The sequence below is a fragment of the Leisingera sp. ANG-M6 genome, from assembly GCF_000813905.1.
Lineage (GTDB): Bacteria > Pseudomonadota > Alphaproteobacteria > Rhodobacterales > Rhodobacteraceae > Leisingera.
In genome coordinates this window covers 204,866-228,139 of the sequence record NZ_JWLG01000017.1, presented here as the reverse complement: position 1 = coordinate 228,139, position 23,274 = coordinate 204,866, and the positions used below count along the sequence as shown (strand labels likewise).

17 protein-coding genes and 1 tRNA gene are annotated in these 23,274 nt (G+C 62.6%); 9 read left to right on the top strand and 9 right to left on the bottom strand.

The window, feature by feature from the left end; genetic code table 11:
- Window positions 1-72 precede the first annotated feature (72 nt).
- The gene (gene recA / locus RA24_RS16130; RefSeq protein WP_019296270.1) at window positions 73-1,140 is read right to left on the bottom strand and encodes a recombinase RecA; all 1,068 of its coding nucleotides are present in this window, start codon (window positions 1,138-1,140) and stop codon (window positions 73-75) included.
- Window positions 1,141-1,332: 192 nt separating this feature from the next.
- Between recA and RA24_RS16125 the strand changes: the two genes are divergently transcribed.
- On the top strand, window positions 1,333-1,932 hold the full coding sequence (locus RA24_RS16125; protein WP_039145885.1) for a hypothetical protein: 600 nt from the start codon (window positions 1,333-1,335) through the stop codon (window positions 1,930-1,932).
- A 33-nt stretch (window positions 1,933-1,965) separates the two neighbouring features.
- Here the strand turns inward: RA24_RS16125 and RA24_RS16120 are convergent, their stop codons facing one another.
- The 3 genes from RA24_RS16120 to guaB form a co-directional block, all read right to left on the bottom strand.
- Entirely contained in the window at window positions 1,966-4,281 is a 2,316-nt protein-coding gene (locus RA24_RS16120) for an ATP-binding response regulator (RefSeq protein ID WP_039192889.1), read from the bottom strand.
- A 94-nt stretch (window positions 4,282-4,375) separates the two neighbouring features.
- The gene (locus RA24_RS16115; protein ID WP_039192886.1) at window positions 4,376-5,548 is read right to left on the bottom strand and encodes an RsmB/NOP family class I SAM-dependent RNA methyltransferase; all 1,173 of its coding nucleotides are present in this window, start codon (window positions 5,546-5,548) and stop codon (window positions 4,376-4,378) included.
- 36 nt (window positions 5,549-5,584) lie between these two features.
- On the bottom strand, window positions 5,585-7,033 hold the full coding sequence (guaB, locus tag RA24_RS16110; protein WP_039192884.1) for an IMP dehydrogenase: 1,449 nt from the start codon (window positions 7,031-7,033) through the stop codon (window positions 5,585-5,587).
- A gap of 186 nt (window positions 7,034-7,219) precedes the next feature.
- Between guaB and RA24_RS16105 the strand changes: the two genes are divergently transcribed.
- The 4 genes from RA24_RS16105 to RA24_RS16090 all read left to right on the top strand — a co-directional run bounded on the left by RA24_RS16105 (window position 7,220) and on the right by RA24_RS16090 (window position 11,352).
- Complete coding sequence (locus RA24_RS16105) at window positions 7,220-8,386, top strand: CaiB/BaiF CoA transferase family protein (RefSeq protein WP_039193066.1); 1,167 nt, start codon at window positions 7,220-7,222, stop codon at window positions 8,384-8,386.
- 146 nt (window positions 8,387-8,532) lie between these two features.
- Window positions 8,533-10,578, top strand: a complete 2,046-nt coding sequence (locus tag RA24_RS16100) for an ASKHA domain-containing protein (protein ID WP_052257570.1) — start codon at window positions 8,533-8,535, stop codon at window positions 10,576-10,578.
- Between the two features lie 73 nt (window positions 10,579-10,651).
- Window positions 10,652-10,725, top strand: a tRNA-Gly gene (locus RA24_RS16095).
- Window positions 10,726-10,869: 144 nt separating this feature from the next.
- Window positions 10,870-11,352 carry a hypothetical protein gene (locus RA24_RS16090; RefSeq protein ID WP_019296263.1) on the top strand — a complete coding sequence of 161 codons (483 nt, stop codon included), beginning with the start codon at window positions 10,870-10,872 and terminating at the stop codon, window positions 11,350-11,352.
- A gap of 44 nt (window positions 11,353-11,396) precedes the next feature.
- On the opposite strand, the gene pgi is transcribed toward RA24_RS16090, so the two are convergent.
- Genes pgi through zwf form a run of 3 tightly spaced genes read right to left on the bottom strand, consistent with a single transcriptional unit; the run spans window position 11,397 to window position 15,165 of the window.
- Entirely contained in the window at window positions 11,397-13,004 is a 1,608-nt protein-coding gene (pgi, locus tag RA24_RS16085; RefSeq protein ID WP_039192881.1) for a glucose-6-phosphate isomerase, read from the bottom strand.
- 17 nt (window positions 13,005-13,021) lie between these two features.
- Window positions 13,022-13,693 (bottom strand): 6-phosphogluconolactonase, encoded by a 672-nt coding sequence (gene pgl / locus RA24_RS16080; protein WP_039192878.1) that lies wholly within the window; start codon window positions 13,691-13,693, stop codon window positions 13,022-13,024.
- The gene (gene zwf / locus RA24_RS16075; RefSeq protein ID WP_019296260.1) at window positions 13,690-15,165 is read right to left on the bottom strand and encodes a glucose-6-phosphate dehydrogenase; all 1,476 of its coding nucleotides are present in this window, start codon (window positions 15,163-15,165) and stop codon (window positions 13,690-13,692) included. Before zwf ends, pgl begins: the two co-directional genes overlap by 4 nt.
- A gap of 140 nt (window positions 15,166-15,305) precedes the next feature.
- Here zwf and RA24_RS16070 point away from each other — a divergent pair, with 140 nt between their 5' ends.
- Both RA24_RS16070 and RA24_RS21820 read left to right on the top strand, forming a co-directional pair.
- A complete protein-coding gene (locus RA24_RS16070; RefSeq protein WP_019296259.1) occupies window positions 15,306-16,259 on the top strand; it encodes a radical SAM protein in 954 nt (317 codons plus the stop codon).
- A 136-nt stretch (window positions 16,260-16,395) separates the two neighbouring features.
- Window positions 16,396-17,886 carry a caspase family protein gene (locus RA24_RS21820; RefSeq protein ID WP_052269614.1) on the top strand — a complete coding sequence of 497 codons (1,491 nt, stop codon included), beginning with the start codon at window positions 16,396-16,398 and terminating at the stop codon, window positions 17,884-17,886.
- Between the two features lie 32 nt (window positions 17,887-17,918).
- On the opposite strand, the gene RA24_RS16060 is transcribed toward RA24_RS21820, so the two are convergent.
- Entirely contained in the window at window positions 17,919-18,188 is a 270-nt protein-coding gene (locus tag RA24_RS16060; protein WP_019296257.1) for an usg protein, read from the bottom strand.
- A gap of 224 nt (window positions 18,189-18,412) precedes the next feature.
- Between RA24_RS16060 and gyrA the strand changes: the two genes are divergently transcribed.
- Entirely contained in the window at window positions 18,413-21,121 is a 2,709-nt protein-coding gene (gene gyrA, locus RA24_RS16055; RefSeq protein ID WP_039192875.1) for a DNA gyrase subunit A, read from the top strand.
- 138 nt (window positions 21,122-21,259) lie between these two features.
- Window positions 21,260-21,610: a DUF6614 family protein gene (locus RA24_RS16050; RefSeq protein ID WP_039145874.1), complete on the top strand. Its 351-nt coding sequence runs from the start codon at window positions 21,260-21,262 to the stop codon at window positions 21,608-21,610.
- A gap of 194 nt (window positions 21,611-21,804) precedes the next feature.
- Here RA24_RS16050 and RA24_RS16045 read toward each other — a convergent pair whose 3' ends face one another.
- A complete protein-coding gene (locus RA24_RS16045; protein WP_039192872.1) occupies window positions 21,805-23,274 on the bottom strand; it encodes a carboxypeptidase M32 in 1,470 nt (489 codons plus the stop codon).

Genomic DNA, 23,274 nt, shown 5'->3' with positions numbered 1-23,274 from the left:
TCACCCCGCGAAAAAGGGCGCAGCTCGCGCCACGCCCTAAATGTTTCGGGATTTGATCAGATTTTCCGGCGTTTAGGCCTCAAGGATATCGTCCGCGTCGTCTGTCGCCGGGCGCTCGAATTCCAGCCCGTGGGAGGCGCGGATCTTGTCCTCAATGTCAAAGGCAACAGACGGGTTTTCCTTCAGAAAGGTCTTGGCGTTTTCCCGCCCCTGCCCGATCCGTTCATCCCCGTAGGAGAACCAGGCGCCGGACTTGTTGACGACACCGGCCGCCACGCCCAGATCCAGCAGTTCGCCCATCTTGGAAATGCCTTCGCCATACATGATGTCGAATTCCACCTGCTTGAACGGTGGCGCCACCTTGTTTTTCACCACCTTGACGCGGGTTGCGTTGCCGACCACCTCATCCCGGTCCTTGATCGCACCGATGCGGCGGATGTCCAGACGGACGGAGGAGTAGAATTTCAGCGCGTTGCCGCCGGTGGTGGTTTCGGGGGAGCCGAACATCACGCCGATCTTCATGCGGATCTGGTTGATGAAGATCACCATGCATTTGGAGCGGCTGATGGAGCCGGTCAGCTTGCGCATCGCCTGGCTCATCAGGCGGGCCTGCACGCCGACGTTGCTGTCGCCCATGTCGCCCTCAAGCTCCGACTTCGGGGTCAGTGCTGCCACCGAGTCGACGATCACCATATTTACCGCGCCAGAGCGCACCAGGGTATCAGTGATTTCCAGCGCCTGTTCGCCGGTGTCGGGCTGCGAAATCAGCAGCTCATCCAGATCAACGCCCAGCTTGGCCGCATACTGCGGGTCCAGCGCGTGTTCCGCGTCGACAAAGGCGCAAACGCCGCCTTTCTTCTGCTGTTCTGCAATGCAGTGCAGGGTCAGCGTTGTCTTGCCGGAGCTTTCCGGGCCGTAGATTTCAATGATCCGCCCCATCGGCAGGCCGCCGATCCCCAGCGCGATGTCGAGCCCCAGAGAGCCGGTCGAGCTTGCCTCGATCTCCTGCAGAGCAGTGCCATCGCCGAGCTTCATGATCGAGCCTTTGCCGAACTGCCGCTCAATCTGGGCAAGCGCGCTGTCGAGCGCCTTTTGCTTGTCACCGCTTACTTTATTTTTCATGGTCAAAAGATCCGCCATAGTCCCTTGTCCTTTTCTATGTGTCACACACCGGGGCGCGCGGCAATCACTGCTTTGTTCACCTCTTGTTCCTTATGAGATCAAAAAGAGAACATTGCAACAAGTTTCTGGTGTACCCACTTCGGGACCGGGATGTTAAAGATTGGTTTATGGTTAATCGGCAGCAAGATTATTTACCGGGCAGTTAACGGAATGATGATATTTTTCAAGGAACGGCTGGCACTTCTGTCTGTTCCCAAAACCGGAACCACCGCGTTTCAGGCGGCCTTGCGCGACCGCGCCGATCTGGTGATTTCCGATCCTCCTGAGCTGAAACACGCGCCGCTCTACCGCTACAACCGCTGGATCCGGCCGATGTTCGAGAAGGTCTGCGGTGCTGAACTGGAGGTTGCGGCCGTCGTGCGCGAACCTGTCAGCTGGCTGGGCAGTTGGTACCGCTACCGGCAGCGGCCCGCGCTGGACGGCAAACCCAACTCAACTAAGGGGGTCAGCTTCGACGATTTCCTGCACGCCTATTGCAAGGGCAAGCCGCCTGCGTTTGCCAATGTCGGCAGCCAGGCAAAATTCCTGGAAGCGCAGCCAAACGGCTGCAAAGTCAGCCATCTGTTCCGTTACGAGGATCAGGACGCGCTGAAAGGGTTTCTTGAATCCCGTCTGGACACCGAAATCCGCCTGGACCGCAAAAACGTCAGCCCTCAGGCGCCTCTGGATCTCAGCCCTGAAGCTGAGGCGCACCTGCGGCGCAAGCGCGCGGCTGAGTTCGAATTATACAGCAGCATTCCGGTCCGCTGAAAGAAAACCCGCCGGAACCGGCGGGTTGTCAGGTCAATGCAGCTGCGCGTGCACTGTCTCGGTCAACTGGTTGAGAGAGAAGGGTTTTGGCAGGAACACTGAGTTCGGCACGTCCGGCTCTGCCTCGCCAAAGGCCCCTTCTGCATAGCCGGAGACGAACACCACGCGGGTATCCGGGCGCTCCTTCAGCGCCTCGCGCACCCAGCTGGGGCCATCCATGCCCGGCATCACCACATCAGTCACGAACACGTCTACCGTCAGACCCGGATCTTCCAGCGTGCGCAGGGCATCCTCAGCCGACTCCGCCTCCAGCACCGTGTAGCCGCGCATCCTGAGCGCACGGGAGGCAAAGGCACGCACCGGCGCCTCGTCCTCGACCAGCAGCACCACGCCCTCCCCATGCTGTGCAGCAACAGTTTTATCTTCCGCCGCTTCCGGCTTCTCAGCGGCCATCTGCTCTGATTGCTGCTTATAGACCGGGAAGAACAGAGTGAACTGGGTGCCGTGCCCCTTTACCGAATCGACAAAGATATAGCCGCCCGTCTGCTTGATGATGCCATAGGCCGTGGACAGGCCCAGGCCGGTTCCTTCACCCGTACGCTTGGTGGTGTAAAACGGCTCAAAGACCTTCTGCAGCTTATCCGGTGCAATTCCGACGCCCTCGTCAGAAACCTTCACCGTCACCCAGTCGCCAGCAGGCACCGTAGCCCGGTTCCGCTCCAGCGGCTTGTCGAGAGAGATGACCTCTGTTTCGACCCGGATCTCGCCGCCTTGCGGCATCGCATCACGGGCGTTCACAACCAGGTTCATCAGCACCTGTTCCAGCTGCCGCTTGTCGGCTCGGATCGACTTCATCACCGGATCGTGGCTGAGGGTCAGGGTGACCTTTTCCCCCACCAGGCGGTTCAGCAGGTGGGTCAGGTCCGACAGCGTATCCCGCACATCCAGGGTTTCCGGCTGCAATGTCTGCTTGCGCGAGAACGCCAGCAGCTGGCTTACCAGCGAGGCCGCCCGGTTGGCGTTTTCATGGATCTGGATCAGATCGCCGTAATCCTGATCTCCCTGATCATGGCGCAGCAGCAGCAGGTCGCAATGGCCGGAGATCGCCGTCAGCAGGTTGTTGAAGTCATGCGCAACCCCACCCGCCAGCTGGCCGATCGCCTGCATCTTCTGGCTTTGCACGAATTGAGCTTCCAGCGTCTTCAGCTCAGTTGCGTCATTCAGAACCGCAATCAGCAGCGGCGTCCCCTCCTCCACCACGCGGGTCAGCGTGACCTGGACAAAAACTTCCTTGTCCGAGCGGGACAGCCGCAGGAATTCAGATTTGTTGGGTGCCAGCCCGTCCGCGGTATCGCGCAGCCAATCCGACATCGGGCGCCCCAGGCCCTCCATCAGCTGGCCAAGTTTGAGATTGGCGCAGTTATCGACGCCAAGCAGCCGCAGCGCCATCCGGTTGCTGCTCAGGATCTCACCCGTCGGCGCCACCTTCAGGAAAGGCACCGGCAGCGCCTCAAACCCGGCCTGGGCAGAGTCGAAACTGCTTTCGTCCACCTCCATCAGGAACAGTTCACTGCGGCCCTGAGTTCGGTTTTGCTCGCTGACCAGAACCTGCTTCGGTCCTTCCTTGGTGCTGAGCGTGTTGATCTGCCCCGCCAGCACCGGCAGCGCCGGAAACAGGCGGTCAGTAGATTTCACCCGCTCACCAATCAGGCTGCGGGCGGCCTCGTTCATGAACAATACCGCGCCGGTGCGGCCTACCGTGATCATCGGAACCGGCAGCGCATCGGCGCCGCGGCCATTGCCGCCGCGGTCCAGAATATCCTCGACCCGCCACAGGAAACTGCCGCCGCTCATCTGGTGCACGGCCAGCCGCACATGGCCCCGGCGGGTCACGATATCCTCACGCGCCGCGCCATCAACGCGGGCCCGGCTCTGCAGCCGGTAGAGCACTGCGGAAGGGTTCGCCAGGATCGAGCGCAAAGTGCCCGCCAGAGTATCGCGGCTGGCATCCTGAAACCGCTTGACCGCGGCACCGTTGCAGGCATGGATCATTCCGTCGCCGTCGGTGACAAAACTGGGCGTAGCATCTTTTTCGATAAAACCGGTCAATAGCTCTGCCGCCATCGACCGTGCGTTCAGGCGCATCCGGGTCTGCACCACCAGCAGCACTGCCACCGCAGCCAGCGTCAGCCCGACCATGACAAAACCACGTCCCATCCAGTCCGGCAGCGGCAGCATCAAAGGCCCAGCCATCAGGATCACCGCCAGCAGCAGTGTCGCCGCCAGCCTGGCGTGCTCAGGTGCGTAAACTCGCAGTTCCGGAACGGAGGTGTCTTGGCGACCGGACATTACGGCTCCATGGTCAATAGAGAATGCCGCCATAACGCGGCGGTTTAGGTTAAAACCACGTTAAGAAACACAAAGGTTTTCAGCCAAAACCCTATCAACCGCGTTTCGCGCGCGTCAACACAGCAACATAAAAGCCGTCGGTGCCATCCTGCACCTGCCAGCCGTTTTGATCGGCTAGATCCCAGCCGGGATTATCATCCATAAACCGTTGAACCTGCGCGATGTTTTCACCATCCAGCATGGAGCAGGTCGCATACGCCAGCACACCATCCTGTGAGACCAGCCCGGCGGCCTTGCGCAGGATTTCACCCTGGATGCGTTGCAGATCCGCCAGTCCATCGGCCGTCAGACGCCATTTACCTTCCGGCGCCCGCCGCCAGGAACCGGAACCGGAACAAGGCACATCGCATAAAACCAGGTCAAACGGCCCGGAGCTTGCCAGATCCGCAGTCGAAAGCAGCGAAACCTTTACCCCGGCACGCGCGGCGCGCGCCGGAAGGTCCTTCATCCGCCGCGGCTCGGCGTCATGCGCGAAACTCCGGATACCGGCGCGGGCCGCCATGGCGAGCGTCTTGCCGCCGCCGCCGGCGCAATAATCCAGGACCTTCATGCCGTCCGTCAGCGGCAGACGGTCCGTCACGGCTTGGCTGGCCGCGTCCTGCAGTTCTACCAGTCCGTCCTGATACGGTTTGGCGTTGCGCAATTTCCGCGCGCCTTCGGTCACCTCCAGCGCGGTTGCCGCTGCCGGATGCGGTTCAGCAATGATGCCTTCCGCAGCCAATGCTTGCACCGCCTGTTCAACAGTTCCGCGCGCGCTGTTCACCCGCAAATGCACCGGCGCCCGGCTGCGCATCGCCAGCGCAGCAGCCTCAGCCTGATCCCCCAGGCTGGCAGCGAAGTCCGGCCACAGCCAGTCAGGGATATCCAGCGCCTCCGCCCCGGCAGGCGCGGACGGCAGTTCCCGTTCCCCGTCCGTCAGAGGTGCGGGCGCATGGCCCTGGCCGGTAAACACCTCATCCGGGTTCTGCCCTGCCTCGCGCAGCGCGCCCAGGACCAGGCCGCGCCCTGTGCGGGAACCGCCGTTGGCTGCATGCGAGCGCAGGCAGCGCACCGCATCAAACACATGATCGCGCACTGCCGCCCGGTCCTTGGAACCGGCAAAACGGCTGCGGCGCCCCCAGGAAGTCAGCGCCTTCTCGGCAGGTTCCCCTGCCAGCACCTGGTCCAGGATTTCAATGGCCGCCTGCAGGCGGGCGGCGGGGGTCATACCCCTGCCCCGGTATCACAAGCGGCCATCATAGTCTCAGCCCACCCGGTAGTTCGGCGCTTCGCGGGTGATTTGCACGTCGTGGACGTGGCTTTCCTTCAGGCCGGCACCGGTGATGCGGACGAAGTTGCAGTTCTTGCGCATCTCGTCGACGGTTGCACAGCCGGTATAGCCCATCGCCGCGCGCAGACCGCCCACCAGCTGGTGGATCACTGCGTTTGCGCCGCCTTTATAAGGCACCTGGCCTTCGATCCCTTCCGGCACCAGCTTGTCGCTGGCCGCATCCTTCTGGAAATACCGGTCAGCAGAGCCGCGCGCCATGGCGCCCATCGATCCCATGCCGCGGTAGGATTTGAAGGAACGGCCCTGATAGAGGATCACCTCTCCCGGCGACTCATCGGTGCCGGCAATCATCGAGCCGACCATGGCGCAGGACGCGCCCGCCGCGATTGCCTTGGCAAAGTCGCCGGAGAACTTGATACCGCCATCCGCGATAACCGGCACGTCGCCGGCCGCTGCGGCGCAATCCATAATCGCGGTCAGCTGCGGCACGCCAACACCCGCCACCATGCGGGTGGTGCAGATGGAGCCCGGACCGATGCCAACCTTGACCGCATCGGCGCCGGCGTCGATCAGCGCACGCGTTGCCTCACCGGTGGCCACGTTGCCGGCAATCACCTGAATGTTGCTGTACTGCGCCTTGATCCGCTTCACCGCGTCGATCACGCCAGCGGAGTGGCCGTGCGCAGTGTCCACCACGACAACGTCCACACCTGCGTCGATCAGCGCCTCAGAACGCTCAAAGCCGCTGTCCCCGACAGAGCTGGCAGCCGCCACGCGCAGACGGCCCAGCTCGTCCTTGCAGGCAGTGGGGTTCAGAACCGCCTGCTCGGTGTCTTTGAGGGTCAAGAGACCCGTCAGCTTGCCGTCCTTGTCAGACACCAGCAGCTTTTCGATCCGGCGCGCCTTCATCAGCGACTTGGCCTCTTCCAGATCGGCCGGTTCCTGCAGCATCGCCAGGTTGTTCGAGGTCATCATCACCGAAACCGGCGTGCTGGCATCATTGGCAAAGCGCATGTCGCGGTTGGTGACGATGCCAACCACGCGGCCAGAGCCATCAACCACCGGGAAGCCGGTGACGCGGTAGCGTTCCTGCAGCGCCTGGGCATCGGCCAGGGTCTGATCCGGGGTCAGGGTAATGGGGTTGTAAACAATGCCGGAAACAAACCGCTTGACCCGGCGCACTTCGCGGGCCTGTTCCTCGGTGTTCAGGTTCTTGTGGATCACGCCCATGCCGCCGGCCTGCGCCATCGCAATCGCCATCCGTGCCTCGGTCACGGTGTCCATTGCCGAACTCAGCAGCGGAATGTTGAGGGCGATCGACTGGGTCACCCGTGTGCGCGTATCCGCAGTGTTGGGCAGAACGCTCGACGCGCCTGGCACCAGTAGAACATCATCAAAGGTGAGAGCCTCACGAATCTGCATTGGTCGTCCTCATGCATAACCCCGTTTGGCGGTGACCCTATGGCACAGAAGCTTGCGGGTGGAAAGAGGCCGGCGCCAAGAATTCCTGCAGCGCAGCAATTCTTTGGCAGCAGGCTGATCTGGGTCAATGCGCGCGGCACTGCTGCGGTTATCAGTAAAGCTGCAGAAATGATGCAGGATTTTGCCATGTCCGCCCCCTTGGAAAACATCACCATTCTGGACCTGACCCATGTTCTGGCAGGCCCCTATTGCTCGATGATCCTGTCAGACCTCGGCGCCAGGGTGATCAAGGTGGAACGGCCCGGAACCGGCGACGACACCCGCGCCTTCCCACCCTTCAAACACGGCAGCAGCGCCTATTTCGCAACCATCAACCACGGCAAGCGAAGCATCGCATTGGACCTAAAGGAACCGGAGGACCGTAAAATCTTCGAACGCCTGCTAGGTCAGGCGGACGTGCTCCTGGAAAACTACCGGCCCGGGGTGATGCAGCGGCTGGGCTACGGCTGGGAAGACCTGCACGCCCGGTTCCCCCGGCTGATCTACGGTGCGGTCTCGGGCTTCGGGCACACCGGCCCGGACGCGTTGAAACCGGCCTATGACATGGTGGTTCAAGCCCGTGGCGGGGTCATGTCGATCACCGGAGAGAAAAACCGCGAGCCGGTCCGGGTCGGCGCCTCCATCGGCGATATTGTTGCGGGCATGTTCCTCGGCCACGGCATTCTCGCAGCACTTCTGGACGTGCAGAAGACAGGCAAGGGCCGCTTCATCGACGTTGCGATGCTGGACAGCCAGCTGGCCCTCTTGGAACACGCCATCGCCATCACCTCCGTCACCGGCGAAGCACCCCAGCCCTCCGGTGCGCGGCATCCGTCGATCACCCCGTTTGAGACCTTCCACGCTGCGGACGGGCTGTTCGTGATCGCGGCCGGCAATGACGCGCTGTTTACCCGGCTCTGCGAAGCTCTGCAGCTGCCGCTGGCCGCGGACCCGCGCTTTGCCACCAACCCGGCGCGCTGCGAAAACGCGCGCCTTCTGAAGCGCTTGATCGAAGCAATTACTCTGGATCAGCCCAAGGCCCACTGGATCGCCGTGCTGAGCGAGGCCGGCGTTCCCACCGGCCCGATCCAGACCGTGGATCAGGTGCTGCGCGACCCGCAGATCCTGGCCCGCAACATGGTTGTCGATGTGCTGGACGAAGACGGCCGCCCGGAAAACCTGTCCGCCGGCAACCCGATCAAGATGAGCGGCCTGCCGGACCCGGATACCCGCCGCCCTGCTCCGCAGCTCGACGGCAACCGGGCAGAGATTCTGGCGTGGCTTGAGGACGTTGAGGCACAGGCGGGCGGCTAACCTAAAGCCGGGCCTTAAACCGCATTTCAAACACATCAATTCTTCAAAAATGGCGCCCGCAGACGGGAAAATGCCGCCCATTGCCTTTCGCTTGCCGCAAAAGCCCATATGCTCCGCCTAAATTGCGGAATGAGAAGGCCACAGGCATGACTGACGAACCCCTCGTTGTGTTTACCCCCTCCGGCAAACGCGGGCGTTTCCCCGCGGGCACGCCGATCCTGACAGCCGCCCGGCAGCTCGGTGTCGATCTCGACTCGGTCTGCGGCGGCCGCGGCATCTGCTCCAAGTGCCAGATTACGCCCTCCTACGGCGAATTCCCGAAGCACGGTGTGACCGTGGCCGAGGGCGCGCTGAGCGAGTGGAACAAGGTTGAGCAGCGCTACAAGGACAAGCGCGGCCTGATCGACGGCCGCCGCCTGGGCTGCCAGGCCACCGTTCAGGGCGACATCGTGATCGACGTGCCGCCGGAAAGCCAGGTCCACCGCCAGGTGGTGCGCAAGCGCGCCGAGGCCCGCGACATCACCATGAACCCCTCCACCCGGCTGTACTATGTCGAGGTGGAAGAACCCGACATGCACAAGCCCACCGGCGATATGGAGCGGCTGATCGAGGCGCTGGACGCCCAGTGGAACCTGAAAGGCGTCAAGACCGACCTCCATATCCTGAGCGTGCTTCAGCCTGCCCTGCGCAAAGGAGGCTGGAAGGTCACCGTGGCCGTGCATCTGGGTGACGAAAACCACCCGCCCAAGATAATGCACATCTGGCCCGGCTTCTACGAGGGCTCGATCTACGGCTTGGCGGTCGACCTTGGCTCCACCACCATCGCCGCGCACCTCTGCGACCTTCAGACCGGCGAGGTCGTGGCCTCCTCCGGCATCATGAACCCGCAGATCCGTTTTGGCGAAGACCTGATGAGCCGGGTCTCCTATTCGATGATGAACAAGGGCGGCGACCAGGAAATGACCCGCGCGGTGCGCGAGGGCATGAACGCGCTGTTCACTCAGATCGCGGCTGAGGCAGAGATCGACAAAGCGCTGATCGTGGATGCGGTCTTTGTCTGCAACCCGGTGATGCACCACCTGTTCCTAGGGATTGACCCGTTCGAACTGGGCCAGGCGCCCTTTGCGCTGGCGACCTCCAATGCGCTGGCGCTGCGCGCTGTGGAACTGGACCTGAACATCCACCCCGCCGCCCGCGTCTACCTGCTGCCGTGCATTGCCGGCCACGTCGGCGCCGATGCTGCTGCGGTGGCGCTGTCGGAAGCACCCGACAAATCCGAAGACCTGGTGCTGGTCGTGGACGTCGGCACCAACGCAGAGATCCTGCTGGGCAACAAGGAAAAGGTTCTTGCCTGCTCCTCCCCCACCGGCCCGGCGTTTGAGGGCGCGCAGATCTCCAGCGGCCAGCGCGCCGCCCCCGGCGCCATCGAACGCGTTGAGATCAACCCGGAGACCAAGGAACCGCGCTTCCGGGTGATCGGCTCTGACGTCTGGTCGGATGAGGACGGCTTCTCGGAATCCATTGCCACCACCGGTATCACCGGAATCTGCGGCTCCGGCATCATTGAGGCGATTGCCGAGATGCGCCTGGCGGGCGTGCTGGACGCCTCCGGCCTGATCGGCTCGGCAGAGCAGACCGGCTCCGCCCGCTGCATCGCGGACGGGCGCACCAATGCCTACATGCTGTGGGACGGCTCCGCCGAGGGCGGTCCAACCATCACCGTCACCAACCCGGACATCCGCGCGATCCAGATGGCCAAGGCGGCGCTCTACTCCGGCGCGCGCCTCTTGATGGACAAGTTCGGCGTTCAAAACGTCGACCGCGTGGTGCTGGCCGGCGCCTTTGGCGCGCATATCTCAGCGAAACACGCGATGGTTCTGGGCATGATCCCCGATTGCGTGCTGGAGAAGGTCACCTCGGCCGGCAACGCCGCAGGCACCGGCGCCCGCATTGCGCTTCTGAACACCGAAGCGCGCGGCGAGATTGAAGAAACCGTGCGCCGGATCGAGAAGATCGAGACCGCCGTCGAACCCCGCTTCCAGGAGCATTTCGTAAACGCCTCGGCAATCCCGAATTCGGCGGAACCCTTCCCGATCCTGGAAACCGTGGTGACCCTGCCGCAGGTGAATTTCAACACCGGCGGCGGTGACGGCGACGGCGCAGGCGGGCGCCGCAGACGCCGCCGCGGCTGATCCTGCCCGGCTGAAAATTCCGCTGCGGCGCCCTTGACCTTACCGGCGCCGCAGCATAATCCTGCCCTCACGAGCGGGTATGGTGAAATGGTATCATGCGAGCTTCCCAAGCTTAAGGCGCGGGTTCGATTCCCGCTACCCGCTCCAGCCTTCCATATTTTTCAAATACTTGCCGAACGCTCTCACGGCGCAGCCCTTTGACCGCCAAGGTCAAGCACCTGCTGCCTGTTTGTGCTAAACTGCCCCGGCACGCCCGCTTGTTAAGGGCGGCCAGTTTGGGAGGGTACCAGTATGACACGTCACTATTTCGCCGCCGCACTTCTGTGTGCATTCAGCGCCGGAACCGCAGGTGCGGGCACAACCTGGGAACAGGGCGGCACCGGAACAGGCATCGCCAGCAACACACCTACTGAGATTGCAGACGGCCATATGGTGATCCAGACCAGCAGCTCTTACGAAAATGTCGAGATGGAAGACGCCGATCATCCGATGAACGGCGCCGCCGGGCCGTGCTTTGGCGCGGTTGAGGCCGCACCATCCGGTGTCACCGGCGGCGGCATCTGCGCCTTCACCGACAAGGCCGGCGACAAGGTGGTGCTGCATTGGCATGCCGAAGGCATGGATGCCTCCGGCGCCCTAACCGGCAGCTGGAAACTGAGCGGCGGAACCGGCCCCTGGGCAACAGCTGAGGGCGGCGGCAAGTTTTCTTCGCTCACCGATCCGGCAAGCGGTAACTTCGTCAACACGATCACCAGCAGCGTAACGCTGCCCTGATCATTGCCGCGGGGCGTTTCCGCCCCGCGGGTATACTGTGAACGTTAGCCTCCGGCGCCGCGCACATAATCCAGCAAAGCGCGGGTTGAGCCGTCTTTGCCGTCTGCGCTCTTCTCCCCCGCGAGCAGCGGAGCCAGCGTGTTGGCCAGTTCCTTGCCCAGCTCCACCCCCCATTGGTCAAAGGAGTTGATCCCCAGGATCACCCCCTCGACAAACACCCGGTGTTCATAAAGGGCAATGATCTGGCCCAGCACATACGGGGTCAGTTTCGGGTAGACCAGCGTTGTCGAGGGCCGGTTGCCCGGAAACACCCGGTGTTGCGCCTGGCGTTCCAGCTCTGCGCCTTCAAATCCCTTGGCCTGCATCAGCGCGCGGGCCTCTTGCAAACTGCGGCCGCGCATCAGCGCCTCGGACTGGGCCAGGCAGTTCGCCACCAGCAGCTTGTGGTGATGCGCAAGTTCCGGCTCATGCCCTTGGGCGGCCACCAGAAACTCGGCAGGAATAACCGACGTGCCCTGATGCAGCAGCTGATAAAACGCGTGCTGGCCGTTGGTGCCGGGTTCCCCCCAGACCACCGGGCCGGAGGGATATGGCAGCGCCGTACCATCCATCGCCACCATCTTGCCGTTTGACTCCATCTCCAATTGCTGCAGATAGGCCGGCAGCCGCCGAAGCCGCTGGTCATAGGGCAGCACCGCGCGGGTCGGATGGCTGCAGACCTGCCGGTGCCAGATCCCGGTCAACGCCAGCATTACCGGCATGTTCTGCTGCCAGGGCGCGCTGCGGAAATGGTCATCCATCGCCTTGGCGCCGGCCAGAAAGGCGCGGAAATTCTCCGGCCCGACAGCCAGCATCAGGCTCAGTCCGATCGGCCCCCAGACCGAATAGCGCCCGCCGACCCAATCCTCAAAGCCGAACACATGCTTGCGCGGAATGCCAAAGGCGGCTGTTTCCTCCTCAGAGGTCGACAGGGCCAGGAATTGCTGAGCAGGATCGCCGCCGCCCGCCTCAACCCAGCGCCGCGCCGTCGCCGCATTGGTCATGGTTTCAATGGTGGTGAAGGTCTTGGAAGCAACGATCACCAAGGTTGTTTGGGGATCAAGCCGTTGCAGGATGTCGTGAATATGCGCGCCATCCACGTTGGACACAAATTGGCAACGCGGCCCGTCATGATAGGGTGCCAGCGCCAGCGTCGCCATGACCGGCCCCAGGTCCGAACCGCCAATGCCGATGTTGACCACATCGGTAAACGCCCCGCCCGGCCCCTGCATAACGCCAGAGCGGACATCGGCGGCCAATTTCTCCATCCGCTCCAGCGTCTTGCGCAAAGGTCCGCGGATATCCGCGCCATCGATCAGCAGCTCCGGTCCGTCGGGATCGCGCAACGCCGTGTGCAACACGGCCCGCTGTTCGGTTTCGTTGATTTGTCCGCCCTCGAACATCGCTTCGCGCTTGGCGGCAACTTTCCGGTCTTCGCACAGGTCCGTCAGAGCGGTGCGGACTTTGGCAGAAATCCGGGTTTTCGAATAGTCAAACAGCAGGGTTTCAACCCGCACGCTGAAATCTTCGGCCCGGTCCGGGTTTTTCTTAAACAGATCAACAATGTCTTCGCCGCAAACTTCGGAATGCAGCGTCTTCAATGCAGTGAACATTTCTACCTTTCCTGAGTTCAAGGCGCCCAATGGACGGACGTCTCGGACAGAACTGCCTGAATTGGCGCCTCTTCCGGCGGCAGCGTCATTGCCTTTTCCAATGCCTTGCGCTTGGCATCTCCGAAGATCACCAGATGCTTGGCAATCGCTCCGTCCAGCACCCGCGCAGTCAGGCTGATCCTCGCTTCGGGCTGGCTGTCCGGCCGCATCACCGCCAGCGGCGGCGCGTCAGCCGCCAAAACCTCTTCAATTCCGGCCGCACCTGGGAACAGCGAGGCCGTGTGCATGTCCTCACCCATGCCCAGCAGCAGCACCGACAGCGGCAGCTCCGGAACCACCCGGCTTTCAAGCTCCGCCAGCACTTCCTCCGGTTCCCGCTCCGGCACATGAAACGGCAGGAACTGTGCCGCCGAGGCCCGGTTCTGCAGCAGCCGCTTGCGGATCATCGCCGCGTTGGAGCGGGCATGCTCCTGCGGCACCCAGCGCTCATCCGTCGCCAGGACATGCACCCGGTCCCATTCGATGTCTGCAGCACAGAGATCATCAAAGATAAGCCCTGGCGAGGTGCCGCCCGCAACCGCAAAGGACGCTGCATCATGATGCAGCAGATGGGTCTTCAGATCCCCGGCGATTTCATTCGCAACTTCGATCGCCAGCATGTCCTGATCAGGGTATTCGTTGAATTTCATGGGTTGATCCCCCTCCATTCACGCCCGTCGCGGCGCATCAGCAAATTGGCATCCTCCGGACCGGTGGTACCGCTAACGTAGGGTTTAGGCACATCGCCGCGGGATTTCCAGCCCTCAATTACCGGATCGGTCCAGGCCCAGGCGGCTTCTACCTCGTCACCCCTCATAAACAACGTCTGGTTGCCGCGCACAACATCCATAATCAAACGCTCGTAGGCATCCGGCGGATCACCGCCCTCCGGCCCCAGCGCCTCGGCAAAGCTCATGTCCAAGGGCACGTCTATCAGCCGCATCCCGCCCTGCCCCGGTTCCTTGATGGTCACGCTCAGCGTAATGCCTTCATTGGGCTGCAGGCGGATCTTCAGATGGTTGGCGTGCCGCCCGGCCTCGGCCCCGAAAATCGAATGCGGCGCGTCCTTGAACATCACGTTGATGACGGAGGACCGGTTCACCAAACGCTTGCCGGTGCGCAGGTAGAACGGCGTGCCCGCCCACCGCCAATTGCTGATATGCGCCTTCAGCGCAACATAGCTCTCCGTGGTGCTGCGCGGGTTGCCAACCAGCCCGCGGTAGGAGGGATGCGGCGCCTCCGGGTCCAGATTGGCCTGATACTGGCCGCGCACGATGTGATGCGGCTCCACCGGGTCCAGCGCCCGGATCACCTTCAGCTTCTCATCGCGCACCGCGTCCGGGTCGAATTTCGCCGGCGGCTCCATCGCAATGAGGCACAAGAGCTGCATCAGGTGGTTCTGCATCATGTCGCGCATCGCGCCTGCGCGCTCGTAATACTCCTCGCGCCCTTCCACCCCGACGGTTTCCGCCACGGTGATCTGGATGTGGTCGACATACTGGCTGTTCCACAATGGCTCAAACAGCATATTGCCGAACCGGACCGCCATCAGGTTCTGCACCGTTTCTTTGCCCAGGTAATGGTCAATCCGGTAGATCTGGCCTTCGTCAAAGTGGCTGGCCAGGGTGCGGTTCAATTCCCGCGCAGTCTCCAGATCGCGGCCAAAGGGTTTCTCCACCACGATCCGCGTGTCCGCATTGGCCAGCCCGTGCCGGTGCAGGCGCTCGGCCAACGGCCCGAACAGACCGGGGCCGACCGAAAAATAAAACATTCGGATCGAGACGCTCTCCGGCGGGCGCAGCTGCTGGCTCAGCTCCTGCCAGCCCTCCTCGCCCAACGCGTCCAGCGCCACATAGCTCACCCGCTCCAGAAACGCCTCCAGCGCACCGCCGCCGCAGGCCTTGGGTCCCGCATGCGTGCGCAGGGCTTCCGCCACGACTGTCCTGTATTCGTCACTGGTCAGGCTGGTGCGCGCAGCGCCTATAATACGCTCATCCCCGGTCAGCTGGCCGGCGCAATGGCGGCGGAACAGCGCGGGCAGGATCTTGCGCTGCGCCAGATCGCCAGTGCCGCCAAAAATCACCAGGTCAAACGGATCGACCGGTATCACACGCGAAACCATTCTTGTTCATCCTGTCTCGGCCGGTGCAGGCGCGGCACACTGCCGCTCACATCCCTGTCATGTGCCTGCCCGGCTGCTTTCAATTCGTTCCCAGTATAAGGTAGCTTGCCGCGAAAGGAACTGCCCCGAAGGACATCCGCATGAAAGACCTGCAAAAATCTGCCGCCAACCTAGGCAAGTTCCAAGACGCCTTTGTGACGGCAGACGGTCAGCAGCGCGCCTCTGTGCCGCTCAGCCATCCGGAGACCCTTTGGTTCAATACCGGCACTCTGTGCAACATCGAATGCAGCAACTGCTATATTCTCAGCTCCCCCAGCAATGATGCGCTGGTCTATCTGACTGCAGCGGAAGTGCAGGACTACCTGGAGCAGATCGCGGACCGGAACTGGCCGATCCGGGAAATCGGCTTCACCGGTGGCGAGCCCTTCATGAACCCGGACATGATCCCAATGGCCCGCGCCGCGCTGGAGCGCGGGTTCGAGGTGCTGATCCTCACCAACGCCATGCGCCCGATGATGCGCAAGACGGTCAAGGCGGGCTTGCTGGCCCTGCTGGAAGACTTCGGGGACAAGCTGACCCTGCGGATCTCGGTCGACCACCACAGCGCCGAACTGCACGACAAAGAACGCGGTGCGGGCAGCTTTGCCAAGACCATCGAAGGCATGGAATGGCTGCGGGACAACGGCTTCCGCATGGCCGTCGCAGGCCGCACCGTCTGGGGCGAGACAGATGCCGAGGCCCGCGTGGGGTACGCCGCGCTGTTTGCCGAATACGGCTTTGCCATCGACGCGCAGAACCCCGGCCAGACCGTCTTGTTCCCGGAGATGGACGAGACTGTCGAAGTCCCTGAAATCACAACCGCTTGCTGGGGCATCCTGAACAAGTCGCCCGACAGCGTGATGTGCGCCTCCTCCCGCATGGTCGTGAAGCGCAAAGGCGCGGATACTCCCGCCGTTCTGGCCTGTACCCTGCTGCCGTATTCCCCTGAGTTCGAAATGGGCGCGACCCTGGCGGAGGCTGAACGCCCTGTGCAGCTGAACCACCCCCATTGCGCAAAATTCTGCGTCCTCGGCGGCGCCAGCTGTTCAGCCTGAGCGCTCAAGACGCTTTGACCTGTGCACGGCGGGATGGCACCATGGTGCCATATTGTCTGCCGGGTGTTGTGTCATGCGTTTCCTCATAGTTCTGTTTCTTTGTCTCCTGCCCATCGCCGCAGCCGCACAGAACCGGATGGCACTGGTCATTGGCAATAACAGCTATTCCGACGTTCCCGTTCTGGCCAAGGCCCGCGCAGACGCGCAGTCCATTGGCACAAAACTGAATGAGCTGGGCTTCACCGTCACCACAGCGCTGGACCAGGACCGACGCGGGCTGAACAAGAAGATTTCTGAGTTCACCGCCCGGCTGGAACCCGGTGATGCGGCCTTTGTCTTCTTTGCCGGCCACGGGGTGGAAATCGACGGCGAGAATTACCTGCTGCCCACTGACATCGCCGCCCCCAGCGCGGGCGGCAGCGATTTTGTGAAGTCCGAATCCATCGCCCTGTCCGACCTCTTGGACCGCGTCCGCAAGACTGGTGCACGCTCCGCCGTGGTGGTCATCGACGCCTGCCGCAACAACCCGTTCGAACTGGTCGAGGGCCGCAGCATCGGCACCACCCGAGGCCTTGGCCGGATTGCGGCCCCGCAAGGCACGTTCGTGATCTTCTCCGCCGGGGCCGGCCAGCTGGCACTGGACCGTCTGAACGAAGACGACACGGCGGAAAACTCCGTCTTCACCCGCGCTCTGCTGCCGCTGTTGTCCGAACCGGGGCTTGAGCTGCGCACGCTGGTTGCGGGCCTCCGGCGCGAGGTGCGTGACTTGGCGCTGACCGTCCAGCACCGCCAGGTGCCTGCTTATTATGATGAAATGCTGGGGGAATTCTATTTCACCCAGGCCGCCCTACCCGCTGAACCTGCGCCCTTGCCTGCAAGTACAATGCAAACGGATTTTGAGGTCGCCCGTTCGATAGGAACCCCGCAGGCCCTCGATAGCTTTCTGGAACGCTACACAGGCCGCGAGAACGAATACACCTACACAGTTGCCTTGCAGCTAAGGCAGGGACTGGAAACTGAACAGGCGCAGGCGGAGCCACCTGCCCGGGAAACGCCCGGAACCCCTGACGTTCCGGTCATCCCGGACTCCAAGGCGGTGATGCGGGACACACAGGCGGCGCTGAACGAAATCGGCTGCCAGGCCGGCCGCCCAGACGGGATTGCCGGCCCGCGCACCCGCAGCGCCTTTGCTGCCTATCTGGCAGCGTCGGACAGCACCCTCGGCGCCGATGATCTGGGCACCGCCCACGCACTGGAGGAACTGCGCCAAAAGGCGGGGGAAATCTGCAAATCTGCGCCCAGAACTGCCTCCACCCCGGCACCTTCTCCAACAAAAGCCGCTGCTCCGCTGGCAGGCGCCTGGAAGTTCAAGGCAACCTGCGCCTTGGTGGTCAAGGTCACGGGGAACGTCCATTACACCCATGCAGGCAGCAACAAATACCACGGGCGGCTCAGCGATTCACTGGGCCAGAACGCCAACACAGAAGTCTACCTGAACGGCCAGCAGATCAGCGGCACGGACTACTTTCCCGGCATCACCGTCACCTGGCGCGGGCGCCTGGCGGCGGACGGGCGCAGTTTCACCTCCAGCGGCTCCACCGGCTGCGCGGTCTATGCCTGGCGCTGATCCGACACAATGGAATTAGTCAGTGGGTCTGGTCAGTGGATCTGGAACTCTCCGACCACATTGCGCCATTCGCCGGGGCCGATCATCTTGCGGTGATTGAACCGCACCGAATGCAGCGGCCCCTCAATCTCGCGATGCCAGAATTCGATGAACTCAAACAGCCGCGGGTGGTCCGGCGCAAGGTCGTATTCCTGCCAGACAAAAGTGTTCAATACATGGATGTGGTCCGGCATGTGATAAGTGAATTCCGCCGTGGTCAGCCCGTATCCCTTGAGCATCAGCTCGGTTTCGCTGGTCTCCATCTCTAGCCTCCAATTCTTACCCCCTCTGATTGATGCTAGGCTGCAATTGGTTAATTTCCTCAAAAACAGTGCGTTACCAATGCGTGAACGGCCAGAATCCGGCTTTCGGGGGCTGTGTGCTTGCGCCCCATATACGGTCTCTGATAGGGTGCGAACACAATATATAGACCCAGAAGAAAGAGCGGGCAGCCAACGTGAGCGATACGCCGGAAACTCCTGAAAACATGGACGAAAACCTGCCGGAACGCCCGGCCTATGACGGGCCGACCGTTTCCATCGAAGCCGAGATGCGCAACTCGTATCTCGACTATGCGATGTCGGTCATCGTCAGCCGTGCAATTCCGGACCTGCGGGACGGTCTGAAACCGGTTCACCGCCGCATTCTCTATGCAATGCACGAATCCGGCAACACCCATGACAAGGCCTACCGCAAGTCGGCCCGCCCGGTTGGCGACGTGATGGGTAAATACCACCCGCACGGCGACAGCGCGATCTATGACGCGCTGGTGCGGATGGCGCAGGACTTCTCGATGTCGCTGCCGCTTCTGGACGGTCAAGGCAACTTCGGCTCGATGGACGGCGACAACCCGGCGGCCATGCGTTACACCGAGGTCCGCATGGACAAGCCCGCCGCGGCGATCCTGGCGGATATCGAGAAAGAGACCGTCGATTTTCAGGACAACTACGACGGCAAGGACCGCGAGCCGACCGTGCTCCCGGCCCGCTTCCCGAACATGCTGGTCAACGGCGCCGGCGGCATCGCGGTCGGCATGGCCACCAATATCCCGCCGCACAACCTGGGCGAAGTCGTCGATGCGACGCTTGCGCTGATCGAGGACCCGGATCTGACCAGCGAACAGCTGATCGACTACATCCCTGGCCCCGACTTCCCGACCGGCGGCGTCATGCTGGGCCGCTCCGGCGCCCGCAAGGCCTATCTGGAGGGCCGCGGCAGTGTGATCATCCGCTCCAAAACCCGCGTCGAGGAGATCCGCAAGGACCGCTATGCCATTGTCGTGGATGAGATTCCCTATCAGGTGAACAAAGCCGCGATGATCGAAAAGATCGCCGAGCAGGTCCGCGAGAAAAAGATTGAGGGCGTCGCCCATGTGCAGGACGAATCCGACCGCAACGGCGTCCGGGTTGTCGTTGAACTGAAACGCGACGCAACGCCTGAGGTGGTGCTGAACCAGCTGTTCCGCTTCACCCCGATGCAGACCTCCTTTGGCTGCAACATGCTGGCGCTGAACGGCGGCCGTCCCGAGCAGCTGACCCTGCGCCGGTTCCTGACCTCCTTCATCGACTTCCGCGAGGACGTGGTCGCCCGCCGCACAGCTTATGAGCTGCGCAAGGCCCGCGAACGCAGCCACATCCTCTGCGGACTCGCGGTTGCCGTCTCCAACGTCGATGAAATCGTCGCAACCATCCGTTCCTCCGCTGACGCGGCTGAGGCGCGCGAGAAGCTGATGACCCGGCGCTGGCCGGCCGCCGACATCGCGGACTACATCCGCCTGATCGACGACCCGACCCACACCATGAACGACGACGGGACCTATAACCTGTCAGAGACCCAGGCCCGTGCCATTCTGGAGCTGCGCCTGCAGCGCCTGACCCAGATCGGCGTGAAAGAGGTCACCGACGAGCTCGAAGAACTGGCCCGCAAGATCAAGGAATACCTTGAGATTCTGTCCTCGCGCGAGCGCATCATGGGCATCATCAGCGACGAGCTGCGCGAGGTGCGCGACAACTTCGCCGTGCCGCGCCGCACCGAGATCGTCGACTGGTCCGGCGACATGGAGGACGAGGACCTGATCGAGCGCGAGGACATGGTGGTGACCGTGACCTCCGGCGGCTACATCAAGCGCACGCCGCTGGCCGACTTCCGCGCCCAGAAGCGCGGCGGCAAGGGCGTCTCGGGCATGCAGACCAAGGAAGAGGATGTGATCACCACCCTCTTCGTGGCCAACACCCACACCCAGCTTCTGTTCTTCACCACCGACGGCATGGTCTACAAGCTCAAGACCTGGCGCCTGCCGCAGGGCGGCCGCACGTCCAAGGGCAAGGCAATCGTCAACATCCTGCCGATCCCGACCGGGGTTTCCATCGCTGCCATCATGCCGGTCGATGTGCCGGATGAGGAATGGGAAAATCTGCAGGTGGTCTTTGCGACCTCCGGCGGCGACGTGCGCCGTAACCGTCTGTCGGACTTCACCAACGTCCGCCGCAACGGCAAGATCGCGATGAAGCTGCCGGAGGACGGCTCCGTCAAACTGGTGAACGTGCGCATCTGCTCCGAAGATGACGACGTGATGCTGTTCACCAATTCGGGCCGCGCCATCCGCTTCCGCTCCACCGATGTGCGGGTGTTCAACTCGCGCGAATCCACTGGTGTCCGCGGCATCAAGCTGACCGGTGAGGACGATGTGGTCTCGATGTCGGTGATCCGCCACTCCAAATACACCCCGGAGCAACGGACCGCTTACCTCAAGATGCGCCGTGCCATGGCCGGTCTGACCGACGACGCCGAGTCTTCGGATGAGGATGCGCCCGAGGATCCGAACTTCTCGACCGAGCTTTATGCAGAGATGTCGGCAGCCGAGAACCTGATCCTGACCATCACTACCGGCGGTTCGGGCAAACTTTCGTCCTCGCACGACTATCCGGTGCGCGGCCGCGGCGGCATGGGCGTCACAGCGATGGACAAGGCGATGCGCGGCGGCGAGATCGTGGCCTCCTTCCCGGTGGAAATGGACGACCAGATCATGCTGGCCACCTCCAAGGGGCAGTCGATCCGGGTTCCGGTCGATGGCATCTCCTTCCGCTCGCGTTCTGCCGGCGGGGTGCGGGTGTTCAACACCGGAAAGGGTGAAGAAGTGGTCTCCGTCGCCTGGATTGCCGAGAACGGCGAGGAAGAGGACGGCGGCGAAGAATAAGCCCCCTCGCACACCAACCCATTGAAAACATTGAACGCCGTCCCGTTGCCGGGGCGGCGTTCGCTTCGTTAACGGCCCCCTAACGGATCTTAGGTAGTGTTACGGCAAGTTCTGATTTCTCATGAAGGGAATACCCCAATGAACTTGTACCACTGCTCCATCGACCTGCATCACGAGGCCAAGGCGCTCACCTTTGCCAGCGCGGTCGATCAATGGATGGGTTATCTGCACGAACGCGGCGTGATCCAAAGCTGGCGGCTGCTGCGCCGCAAACTGGACATGGCCAGCGACACCTGCCGCGACTTCCTGCTGGAAATCGAATTCAGGGACATGACCCAGCTGGATCAGGCGTTCCGGGTGCTGGGCGAACATGACGAGGAAGTGGAGAAACTCTACTCCCACGTCAGAGCTTTGATCGCCACGGCCGACATCGGCCTCTACCGGCCCTTCCCGGATCCGGAACGGGCGGAACGGATGGCGCTGATCTGACGGGCATATGCCTCAGACCAGGGTGGCTCCCAGCACATAACTGGCAAAAATCAGGTAGGCGACGGCTGTATGCATCAGATTACTCTCTTACTCACACCCCCAAGGATTAAGAGAATACTGTTAAAATGCGGCATTTCCGGGGCAGCGGGTTTTCCGCTGCCGCCAGAGGGCCTTAGCCGTGATGCACTGCCGACTCAGAGATCGTAGAGCAGGCTGAATTTCTCTTCGAGATAGGCCAGCAGCGGGGCGTGGCCCGGCTCCATGCCGGAGGCGTGCACAATGGTCTCACGCGGGCTGCGCAACCCGCCATGCTGCTGCAGGTTCTCCTTCAGCCATCCGGTTGCGCCTTCTGTGTTGCCCTCAGCCAGTTCTGCATCCAGCCCCGGCACATCCCGGCGCAGTGCCTGATACAGGCAGCCGGCATAGACATTGCCCAGCGTGTAGGTCGGGAAATAGCCGAACAGGCCCACCGACCAATGCACGTCCTGCAAACAGCCGTTGGACGGCTTGTCCACGGCATAGCCGAAGTCCGCCTCGAACCGGTCGTTCCAGGCCGCTTCCAGATCCTTCACTGCCAGATCGCCGCTCATCAGCGCGCGCTCCAGGCCGAACCGCATCATGATATGGAGGTTGTATTGCAGCTCATCCGCTTCTGTCCGGATATAGCCCTTTTGCACCGTGTTCACGGCAGCATAGAAAGCATCCGCATCAGCAACACCGAAATCGCCAAAGGCGTCTTTCATCTCCTCAAACAGCCAGCCGGTAAAGGCGCGGCTTCGGCCGATCTGGTTCTCATAGATCCGGCTCTGGCTTTCATGCACCCCCATCGACACGCCGCTGCCCAGCGGCGTCAGCAGGTAATCGCGGCTGATGTTCTGCTCATAGGCCGCGTGGCCGACCTCATGAATGGTGGAATAGAAGCAGTTGAACGGATCACTTTCGCTGGTCCGCGTAGTGATCCGCACGTCCAGCCCCGCGCCGGAGCAGAACGGATGCACCGCCTTGTCGACCCGGCCATGGGACATGTCATAACCGAACTGTTTGGCGAGCTTGCGGGTCAGCTTCATCTGCGCGGCTTCATCGAAACTGCCGGTCAACCCCGTCGGCGCGGGTTTCTCCAGCACCTTGGCGCGCAGCTCCACCAGTCCGGGGCGCATGGCATCAAAGATTTCCGCGATCGCGGCCCCGGTCATGCCGTGCTCATAGTCCTCGACCATGGCGTCATAAACACCACCGCCCGCGGCCAGCGCCAGGCCTTCCTCGCGTTTCAGTGCGACAACTTCCTCCAGCACCGGCACAAAGGCCGCCACATCCTCATCCGCCCGCGCCGCAGCCCACTGCCCCTGCGCGACAGACGTGACCTGAGCGATCTTCTTGGCCAGATCGGCGGGCACCTTGACCGTCCGCTCGTAGCTGCGGCGGATCTCGCGCAGCTGGGCTTCACCCGCCTCATTCGGGGCAACCGCCTGTTCCAGCCACTCCGCCACCCGCGGGTCGGAGCGGCGGGCGTGCAGCACCGCCTCCATCGCGGCCATTTCCTCGCCCCGCTGCGGCGCGGCCCCGCGCGGCATCATGGTTTCCTGATCCCAGCCCAGACGGCCCGCAATCTGCCCCAGCGCCTGGGTTTCGCGCTGGAAGGCCATCAGTTCGTCAAATGCGCTCAT